General features: G+C 67.6%; 8 protein-coding genes. 2 read left to right on the forward strand and 6 right to left on the reverse strand.

From position 1 onward, the window contains the following. From HZB86_11710 to HZB86_11720, 3 genes are all read right to left on the reverse strand, one after another. Window positions 1-188: hypothetical protein (locus HZB86_11710; protein MBI5906188.1), on the reverse strand; the 188-nt coding region annotated here is incomplete at its 3' end. 135 nt (window positions 189-323) lie between these two features. Further along, window positions 324-1,658 (reverse strand): cbb3-type cytochrome c oxidase subunit I, encoded by a 1,335-nt coding sequence (locus tag HZB86_11715; GenBank protein MBI5906189.1) that lies wholly within the window; start codon window positions 1,656-1,658, stop codon window positions 324-326. Window positions 1,659-1,668: 10 nt separating this feature from the next. Next, the gene (locus HZB86_11720; protein MBI5906190.1) at window positions 1,669-2,373 is read right to left on the reverse strand and encodes a c-type cytochrome; all 705 of its coding nucleotides are present in this window, start codon (window positions 2,371-2,373) and stop codon (window positions 1,669-1,671) included. A gap of 227 nt (window positions 2,374-2,600) precedes the next feature. On the opposite strand from HZB86_11720, the gene HZB86_11725 reads away from it, so the two are divergent. Continuing rightward, window positions 2,601-3,242 (forward strand): carbonic anhydrase, encoded by a 642-nt coding sequence (locus tag HZB86_11725; protein ID MBI5906191.1) that lies wholly within the window; start codon window positions 2,601-2,603, stop codon window positions 3,240-3,242. A gap of 1 nt (window position 3,243) precedes the next feature. Beyond that, a complete protein-coding gene (locus tag HZB86_11730; GenBank protein ID MBI5906192.1) occupies window positions 3,244-4,626 on the forward strand; it encodes a class II fumarate hydratase in 1,383 nt (460 codons plus the stop codon). Here HZB86_11730 and tadA read toward each other — a convergent pair whose 3' ends face one another. From tadA to HZB86_11745, 3 genes are read right to left on the reverse strand one after another with little or no spacing between them, the layout of a single operon-like run. Continuing rightward, window positions 4,627-7,086, reverse strand: coding sequence for a Flp pilus assembly complex ATPase component TadA (gene tadA / locus HZB86_11735; GenBank protein MBI5906193.1), 2,460 nt, complete (start codon window positions 7,084-7,086; stop codon window positions 4,627-4,629). It lies immediately after the preceding gene. Next, window positions 7,070-8,386, reverse strand: a complete 1,317-nt coding sequence (locus tag HZB86_11740; protein ID MBI5906194.1) for a histidine kinase — start codon at window positions 8,384-8,386, stop codon at window positions 7,070-7,072. Before HZB86_11740 ends, tadA begins: the two co-directional genes overlap by 17 nt. Before the next feature lie 11 nt (window positions 8,387-8,397). After that, complete coding sequence (locus HZB86_11745; GenBank protein ID MBI5906195.1) at window positions 8,398-9,051, reverse strand: GTPase domain-containing protein; 654 nt, start codon at window positions 9,049-9,051, stop codon at window positions 8,398-8,400. Between the last annotated feature and the right edge of the window lie 95 nt (window positions 9,052-9,146).

Consider the following 9,146-nt stretch of genomic DNA (forward strand, 5'->3'; position numbering starts at 1 on the left):
AACCGCGGCAGGATGAAGTACCCCACCCCGTAGATCATCATCGACATGAAGCCGAGCAGGTTGAAGTGGACGTGGGCGAACTTCACCCACCCCGCCGTATCCGTCCCGCCCATCCAGATCCCGAGAACGGCGGCCAGGAAGAAGTAGACGAGCGACGCGACCACGAACCCCTTGGTGTACCGGTCCATCGGTTTCCTCTCCGTATCGCGGATTGCCCGGGGATCTCCCGGGCCGTTAGGGAAAGGATGCCACGAGGAAGGGGCGGGTTCCTTGACAGGCGTCAAGGAGGGCCCGCCCCCCGGGTGGAAAGGTATCCCGCCCTGTTACGCTTGCGCTTCCGCCCGCGCGGGCCGAACGGTCAACAGGTCCACGACGGTCGTGAGCAGCCCCGCCAGGAAGAAGATCCCGGCGACCAGGGTGACGCCCATCCAGAGGCGCATGTACGACTGCGCCACCATGTACCCCATGCCGAGCACCCGCTCGATGTAGCTCTGCAGCACCCCCGCGACGCCGAAGGTGAGGCCCATGATCATCATGGCGATGCACATCGTCCAGAACCCGATCTTGCCGCGGGAGTCGTCGTACGCGGCGATCCCTTTCAGCTTCGGCATCGCGTAGTAGAAGATGGTCAGGTTCAGCAGCGCATACGCGCCGAAGAACGCCAGGTGCCCGTGCGACACCGTCACCTGGGAGCCGTGGGTGTAGTAGTTGATCTGCGGCAGGGTGTGCAGGAACCCCCACACGCCGGCGCCGATCAGGTGCATCACCGCGCACCCGATCGCGTACGTCCAGGTCAGCCGGTTCACGATCCTCGCCTCGCGCTTCTTCACGTGGTGCATGGTGTCGAAGACCATCATGATGATCGGCAGCGGCTCGAGCGCGGAGAAGATCCCGCCGACCCACAGCCAGTACCTCGGCGCGCCGATCCAGTAGTAATGGTGACCGGTGCCCGCCACGCCGGTGAACAGGAACAGCCCGATCTCGACGTAGAGCCACTTCTCCACCACCTCGCGCTCGACGCCGGTCAGCTTCATCAGGATGAACGCCATGATCGCACCGGTGACCAGCTCCCAGGCGCCCTCCACCCAGAGGTGGATCACCCACCACCAGTAGTACCAGTCGATGACGAGGTTCCGGTAGAAGGGGATCCCGAAGAGGTACAGCAGGGCCAGGAAGACGAGCCCCCCGAGCAGCGTTCCCTGGATCACCGTCCAGTTCCGGGCTTTCAGCATCGTCATCCCGACGTTGAACAGGAAGACGAGCGCCCCGACGACCACCACGAAGTCGAGCGCCATCGGGATCTCGAGGAGCGGGCGCCCCTGCGTCCATCCGAAGAGGAATCCGACCAGCGCCGCGACTCCCGTGACGAGCAGCGCGATCAGCTGGAACCAGGCCAGCTTCTCCGAGTAGATCTCCGACTTCGTCTCCTCGGGGATGATGTAGTACGTGCCGCCCATGAAGCCGAGCAGCATCCACAGGACGAGCAGGTTGGTGTGGAACGCCCGCGCCGTGGAGAACGGGAAGACGTCCACGATCCACTGCGGCACGGTGAAGGTGTAGTTGACGGCCAGCCACAGCCCCACCAGGACCTGGAGCACAAAGAGCGGGAGCGCGGCGGCGAAGTACCAGTAGGCGATCTTCTGGGAGCGGTATTCCATCGGGGCCTCCTTATTTCAGGGTCGCGAGGAACCTGGCCACTTCGTCCAGCTCCCGCTCCGAGAGGTTGTCCTTCTGCGCCGGCATCTTCGCGCCCGGGTCGACGTCCCTGGGGTCGCGGACGTACCGTTCGATCTCCTCCGCCGTCATCCCGCTTCCGATCCGGTCGAGCGCGGGTCCGAACGTCCCGCCGGTCCCCTTGAGGGAGTGGCAGTTCATGCACCCCTTCGTCTGGAAGACGGCTGCGCCCGGCGACACCCCGACCATGGCGACCATCCGCTGCTCGCCCCGCGACAGCCGCTTCCGGCTGTCCTGCGGGGGCCAGTCGTTGTTGTTGATCTCCCCGACCCAGGTGAAGAAGGCCACGAGGTCGGCGACCTCCCGGTCGGACAGGTGCTGGTTCGGCATCTTCCGGGGGGAGTTGGCGAACGCCACCTCGGGCGATTTCAGCCGGAACCGGATCCCCTCCTCGCCGACCCGCTGGACCACCTTGGTCAGGTCGGGGGCGTAGTAGCCGCCGAAGCCGAGGATCGTGTGGCAGTCGTTGCAGTTGTACTTCTCGAACGTTCGCTTCCCGGCGACGACCGGCTCGGACAGCTTGTCCACGTTCGCCAGCGTCGCCACCTGCCGGTGCGTGTCCCACGTAAGGCCCAGGAACAGGACCGTCGAGGACAGCGTCCCCAGCAGGAAAATCCAGAAGGCGGTCTTCTTGGTCATCCGTCTCCTCCCCTTGGTGCCGCGGTTGCCGGCGGCCTCGCGCCTCCGCCGGTTTCGTGGTGGGTCGCCGATGGGTGGAACACGGCACCGACTCCACACGGGGCTTAGAGTACGATCCGGGAAGCCGGGGTTCATTGACCCAGGTCAAGCGGGGAAAAATCGGCGGTGCGTCCGTCCAAATCCATGTATCATCAGGGGAAAATCCCGGCGGACGGGGGTCTCGCGCCATGCGGAAGCTGATCCAGGGGATCCATCGGTTCCACAAGCAGTACTGGAGCGCGAACCGGGAGCTGTACCGGCGTCTGGCGGACCACGGCCAGTTCCCCGAGGCGCTCTTCATCACCTGCTGCGACTCCCGGGTCGACCCGCTGACGATCACCCACGGGCAGCCGGGCGACCTCTTCATCCTGCGGAACATCGGGAACTTCGTTCCTCCCTACTCCGAAAACCCGCCGGACGGCACCGGGGTGGCCGCCGCGGTGGAGTACGCGGTGGTCCACCTGGAGGTGCGGGACATCATCGTCTGCGGCCACTCCGACTGCGGGGCGCTGAAGGCGCTCTACAAGGACCGGGCGGCCCACGCCGGAACCCCCCACATCGCGGAGTGGCTGTCGCACGGCGACCGGACGATGGCCGTGGTGGCGGCCAACTACCCGGAGCTCTCCCGCGAGGAGCGGTACGAGATCACCGCCGAGGAGAACGTGCTGGTGCAGATGGAGAACCTCCGGACCTACCCGGTGGTCCGGAAGGCGGCGCAGGCGGGGAAGCTCCACGTCCACGCCTGGTATTACGATATCGGCGCCGGAACGGTCTACCGGTACGCGCCGGAGCGCGAGCAGTTCGAGCCGATCCGCGAAGAGGAGCACTGAGATGGGCGAATACCGGGTCGAGAGGGATTCGATGGGGGAGGTCCGGGTGCCGGCGAAGGCATACTACGGCGCGCAGTCGCAGCGGGCGGTCGAAAACTTCCCGGTGAGCGGAGAGCGGATGCCGCTCCCGGTGGTGTACGCGGCCGTCCTGCTGAAGGGATTCGCGGCGGAGGTCAACGCGGGACTGGGGCTTGTCCCCCCCGCCTCCGCCGAGGCGATCTCCCGCGCCGCCCGGGAGGTGCTCGAAGGGAAGTTCGACGACCAGTTCGTGGTGGACGTCTTCCAGACCGGCTCGGGCACCTCGACGAACATGAACGTGAACGAGGTCCTCGCGAACCGGGCGAACGAACTGCTGGGGAAGCCGCTGGGCGGGAACGCGCCGGTCCACCCGAACGACCACGTGAACCGGTGCCAGTCGAGCAACGACGTGATCCCGTCCGCGATCCGGATCGCCGCGCGGCGGGAGCTGTCGGACCGTCTGCTGCCGGCACTCGGGGAACTGCGGGACGCGCTGGCGTCGAAGGCGGCGGAGTTCGCGGACGTCCTCAAGATCGGCCGGACCCACCTTCAGGACGCGGTCCCGGTCACGCTGGGCCAGGAATTCTCCGGGTACGCCTCCCAGGCGGACCACGGGATCCGGCGGATCCGGGCCACGTTCCCCGACCTGGAGGAGCTGCCGCTGGGGGGAACCGCCGTGGGCACGGGCTTGAACGCCCACCCGGAGTTCGCATCGCGGACGATCGCGGAGGCGGCGCGGGCCACCGGCGTTCCGTTCCGTCCGGCGGAGAACCGGTTCGAGGCGATGGGGGCGCAGGACCCGCTGGTGGCGGCCGGCGGCGCGGTCAAGGGCGTCGCGGCCTCCGTCCTGAAGATCGCCCACGACCTGCGGCTGCTGTCGTCCGGCCCGCGGTGCGGCCTCGGGGAGATCGACCTACCGTCGCTTCAGCCGGGCTCCTCCATCATGCCGGGGAAGGTGAACCCGGTGATCCTCGAGGTGGCGATCCAGGCCTCGGCCCAGGCGATCGGCAACGACGCCGTCGTCACGCTGGGCGGGGCGCTCGGCGTCCTCGAGCTGAACGTGATGCTTCCGGTGATGGCGCGAAACCTGCTCGGGTCGGTGTCCCTGATGTCGTCCGTCACGTCGATGCTGGCCACGAAGTGCGTGGCGGGGATCGTCCCGAACCGGGCGCGGTGCGCGGAACTGATCGAGCAGAGCCTGGCGATGGTCACGCCGCTGGCGGTGCGGATCGGGTACGACCGCGCCGCGGAGCTTGCCCACGAGGCGTACCACTCCGGCAGGACGATCCGGCGGCTGCTTTCGGAGAAGGGGATCCTCCCCGCGGACGAGATCGACCGGATCCTCGACCCGCGGAACATGGTCTGATCATTCCGGCGAGCCCGGCCCCTTCCTGCCGCAGAAGGCGCAGTGGGTCCATTCCGGCTCCACGGGCATCCGGCAGGAGTTGCACGCGTCCTGCTTGAACGTCCCGCAGTGCGGGCAGAACGGGAGCTTGGCGTCCACGACCCGGTCGCACTTCCCGCACCGGCGTTCGTGCCGCGTCTGCGGCCCGATGACCCGGAGAACCTCCTCCAGCGTGGTCTCCCCCTTCCGGACCTTGCCGACCCCGTCCTCCACCAGCAGCTTCATCCCGGCGCTCCTCGCCATGGAGAGCAGCTCCGACTCCTTGTATCCCGTGCAGATGTGGTGCCGGAAGTCGTCGTTCATGACGAACAGCTCGAACACGCCGGTGCGCCCGAAATATCCGGTCTGGCTGCACCGGTCGCACCCCTTGCCGCGGAAGGAGCTCTCCATCAGGAGGCCGTGCGGCAGGTTCAGCAGGGCGGTGGTGTCCGGATTCACCGGCTCCTCGATGCGGCAGTGGGGGCAGATCTTCCGGACCAGCCGCTGCGCCAGGATCCCCTCCAGCGCCGACGCGATGAGGTACGGCTTGACCCCCATGTCGATCATGCGGGTGATGGACGCCACCGAGTTGTTCGTGTGGAGGGTGGTGAGCACCATGTGGCCGGTCAACGACCCCTTGAACGCGACGTCCGCCGTCTCCTGGTCCCGGATCTCTCCCACCAGGATCACGTCCGGGTCCTGGCGCAGCGTCGACCGGAGGATCGACGCGAAGGTCGTCCCGGCCTTTTCCTGCACGTACACCTGGTTCGCGTCCTCGAGGAAATACTCCACCGGGTCCTCGATCGTCTCGAAACTCCGGGTGCTCTCCAGCATCGCCGAGAGGATGGAGTAGAGCATCGTCGTCTTCCCGCTTCCCGTCGGGCCGGTGGAGATGATCATCCCCTGCGGCTTCCGGATGATCATGTTGAGCTTCCCGAGGTCCCCTTCGTCGACCCCCAGCTCGTCGAGGCGGCGGATCGAGGCGCGCTTGTCGAGGATCCGCATCACCGCCTTCTCGCCGTTGATGGTGGGCATCATCGACACGCGGATGTCCACCATCCGCGTCCCGGACTTGACCGTGATCCGGCCGTCCTGCGGCTTGCGGCGCTCGGCGATGTCCATCTTCGCCAGGATCTTGAGCCGGGAGATCGTCGCCGCATGCAGCTCCGCCGGGACGAAGATCTTGTTGTGCAGGATCCCGTCGATCCGGAACCGCACGAGGGTGTACTTGGTCTTCGGCTCGATGTGGATGTCGCTCGCCTTGTACCGGATCGCCTCCGAGATGACCGCGTTGGCGATCCGGATGATGGGCGGCACCTTGGAGGAGCCGATCAGCTCGTTGATGTTCAGCGGCTTCTCGTCCTCGTCGATGACGATGTCGATCTCGTCCAGCGGCTCCTTCTCGAAGATGTCGTCGAGACCGAACGTCGCCGTCCCGTCCTGTTCCGGCGGCTCGGCCTCCGCCCGCTCGCCGTAGATCTTCCGCAGCTGTTCCTTGATCTCCGCGGAGCGGGCGAGGAGCGGGATGACCTTCAGGCCCGTGATCTGCTCGATGGCGTCGCACTTTACGATGTCCGACGGATCGGCCATCGCGATGTCGACCTGCTTCCCGTCGAGGCGCACCGGGAGCATCCGGTTCTTCTCGCACAGGTCGCGGGGAAGGAACCGGACCACCTCCGGGTGGATCGTCATCTCCCGGAGGTCGACCATCTCGACCCCGAGGAAGCCCTGGAACGCCTTGAGGACGGCGGACTCGGTCGCGGCCCCCAGCCGCGTCAGCGTCTCGCTCAGGATCTCGCCGGACTGCTGGCTCTTGGCCGCCTCGTCGAGATCCTGCCGCCGGATCACCCCGGCGCGCAGCAGGATGTTCCCCGCCACCGCCCGGTTCTCGTCGAACAGCGCGGCGTAGTTCTTGATCTTGCTCTGCTGCCGCTGGGCGATCTCCCGGAGCCGTCGGTTCTCCTGGAGGAGGACGTACTGCTGCAGGGCGAGGCTCACGGTCAGCCGAAGGTCCTCGTCGTTCCACGGCTTGGTGATGAACTTGTAGACCGCTCCCTCGTTCACGGCGCCCAGGATCGACTGGACGTCCGCGTAGCCGGTCAGCATGATCCGGATCGTGTCGGGCCACCGCTTCTTGACCTCGCGGAGGAACTGCGCCCCCGTCATCCCCGGCATCCGGTGGTCGGTGACCACGAGCTGCACCTTCCGCTCCTCGAGCGTCCGGATCCCCGCGTCGGCCGACGCGGCGGTGAGGATCTCGTAGTTCTCCTCGAGGAAGATCCGCCGCAGGGCGGACAGGACCGGCTCCTCGTCGTCCACGAACAGGAGGGTGAATCGCTCCACCCCGGCGTCGGGCGCGTCTCCGGACGGTTCGGCCCCCGGGACGGCGCTCGCCGGAGCCTCCCTCTCCGCGCTCCGGAACAGGTCAGCGTACTTTGTCATGGCCCCCTCGCTGGATCGGTAATTTCACGACGAACGTCGCGCCCCCCCCGGGAGTGTCCTCCACCTCGATCGTCCCTCCGTGCGAGGTGACGATGTCGTACACCATGGTCAGCCCCAGCCCCTTCCCTTTCCCCACCTCCCGGGTCGTGAAGAAAGGCTCGAAGATCCTCGTGCGGAGCGCCGGGGGGACGCCCGGACCGTTGTCGGCGAAGGAGAGGACGATCCGGTCCCCCGAAACCGCCGTGCGGATGACGAGCCGGAGCCCGTCCCGCCGGGCCTGGAAAGCGTTCCGGACCAGGTTCAGGAACATCTGGCAGAAAAGCCCCGGCCGGCAGACGAGGGAGGGGAGGGGGGAGAGCCGGCGATCGATCTCGGCCCCCGGCGGGACCTCGTGCGCCAGGACCGACAGGGTCCGTTCGATCTCGCGGTTCAGGTCCGCCGGCGCCTCGCCCTCCTCGTCGACGTGGGAGAACCCTTTGAGGTCCGCCACGATCTTCCGGACCCGCTCGGTGCCCTCCTGCGTCTGTCGGATCAGCTCCCCCGCGTCCCGCGATATCGCGTCCAGCCGCAGCGCCTCCCGGTGCTTCCGGAGCTCGTCCCGCTCCGGCTGCGGGATTCCGCCCTTCTCGCAGGCCCGCTCGTACCGGGCGATCATGTCGAGGAACCGCTCGATGTACTTCTTCAGCGTCTGGACGTTGCTGGTCACGAACGCGAGCGGGTTGTTGACCTCGTGCGCCACCCCGGCGGCCAGCTGCCCGACCGACGCCATCTTCTCCTGCTGCAGCAGCCGGGTCATCGCGCGCGACAGCTCCTCGGTCCGCTCCCGGACCTTGATCTCCAGGTTTCCGGCGAGCTCCCGGTAGCGCTGCTCCGAGACGACCAGCTTCCGGTTGGTCTCGAGGAGCTCCTCGTAGGAGCGGTTCACCACCTCGGTGTGGACCTCGGTGGTCAGCATCCGCTTGAGGTTGTTGTGCGCCATCGCCGTGAGGGTGTCCGCCAGCAGGCAGAGGAGCGCCTCGCCCGGCCCTTCCGCCGGCGCCGGGTCGGCCAGGGCGACGCCGCCGGCCGGCTCCCCCTCCACCAGGATGGTCCGCTCGGACGCCGCTTCCCCCGGCGGCGCCGCCGCGGAACCGTTCCCCCACAGGAGGTTTCCCTTCGGGTCGACGACGTACGCCCCGGGAAGCCCCGCGCGCTCCGCCGCGGCGAGCAGGGGGGCCACCTCGGAATCCGACAGGATCTCCCCCAGGGAGCGATCCATCCCGACGAAGTAGTCGATCCGCGTCTTTCCGCCGTCGTCCATCGTCGCCGTCCTCACTCCGCCCGACAGGCGAGCCGCTGCACGAACGACTCGCGGGTGAGCCCGTGGGTTCCCAGCAGAGCGTGCTTCCGGTCCAGGGTGTCGTACGTCCGCTCGACCAGGGCGCGGAACGTCTCGACGACCCCCCACCCCTCGAGGGCGGAGGCGAGGACGACCGGGATGCCGGTCGGGCCCCAGATGGTCCGGACCTCCTCGTCCGGGGTGATGTCCGGGAGGTCCCGCTTGTTGTACTGGATCACGAGGGGGAGCTTGTCGATGTCGATCCCCACGATCGACAGGTTCCGCTCCAGGTTTCCGAAGCTCTCGACGTTGTTCTTCGCCTCCGCCCTCCGGGAGTCGGCGATGAACGCCACGCCGTCCGCCCGCTGCAGCACCGCCTTCCGGGTCGCGTCGTGCTGGACCTGGCCGGGCACGGTGTAGACCTTCACCTTGATCCGCAGCCCGCTGGGGGCCGTCAGGAAGAAGGGGAGGAGGTCGAAGAAGATCGTGCGGTCGTTCTGCGTGTCCAGGACCATCAGCTCGCCGCGCCCCTCCCGCGCGAGCAGGTCGTGCAGCTTCAGCAGGTTCGTCGTCTTCCCCGACAGCGCGGGGCCGTAGTAGACGAGCTTCAGCACCATGCGGTTTCCGTCGGCGTCGAATTCGATCACGGGCGCGCCTCTTCCCGGAGGGATGCGAGGAAGATGTCGACGAGCGCCGGGTCGAGCGCCGCGCCGCGCAGGACGCCCATCACGCGGACCGCCTC

It is taken from the genome of Deltaproteobacteria bacterium, assembly GCA_016234845.1.
In the GTDB taxonomy this organism is placed as follows: Bacteria; Desulfobacterota; Deferrimicrobia; order Deferrimicrobiales; family Deferrimicrobiaceae; genus JACRNP01.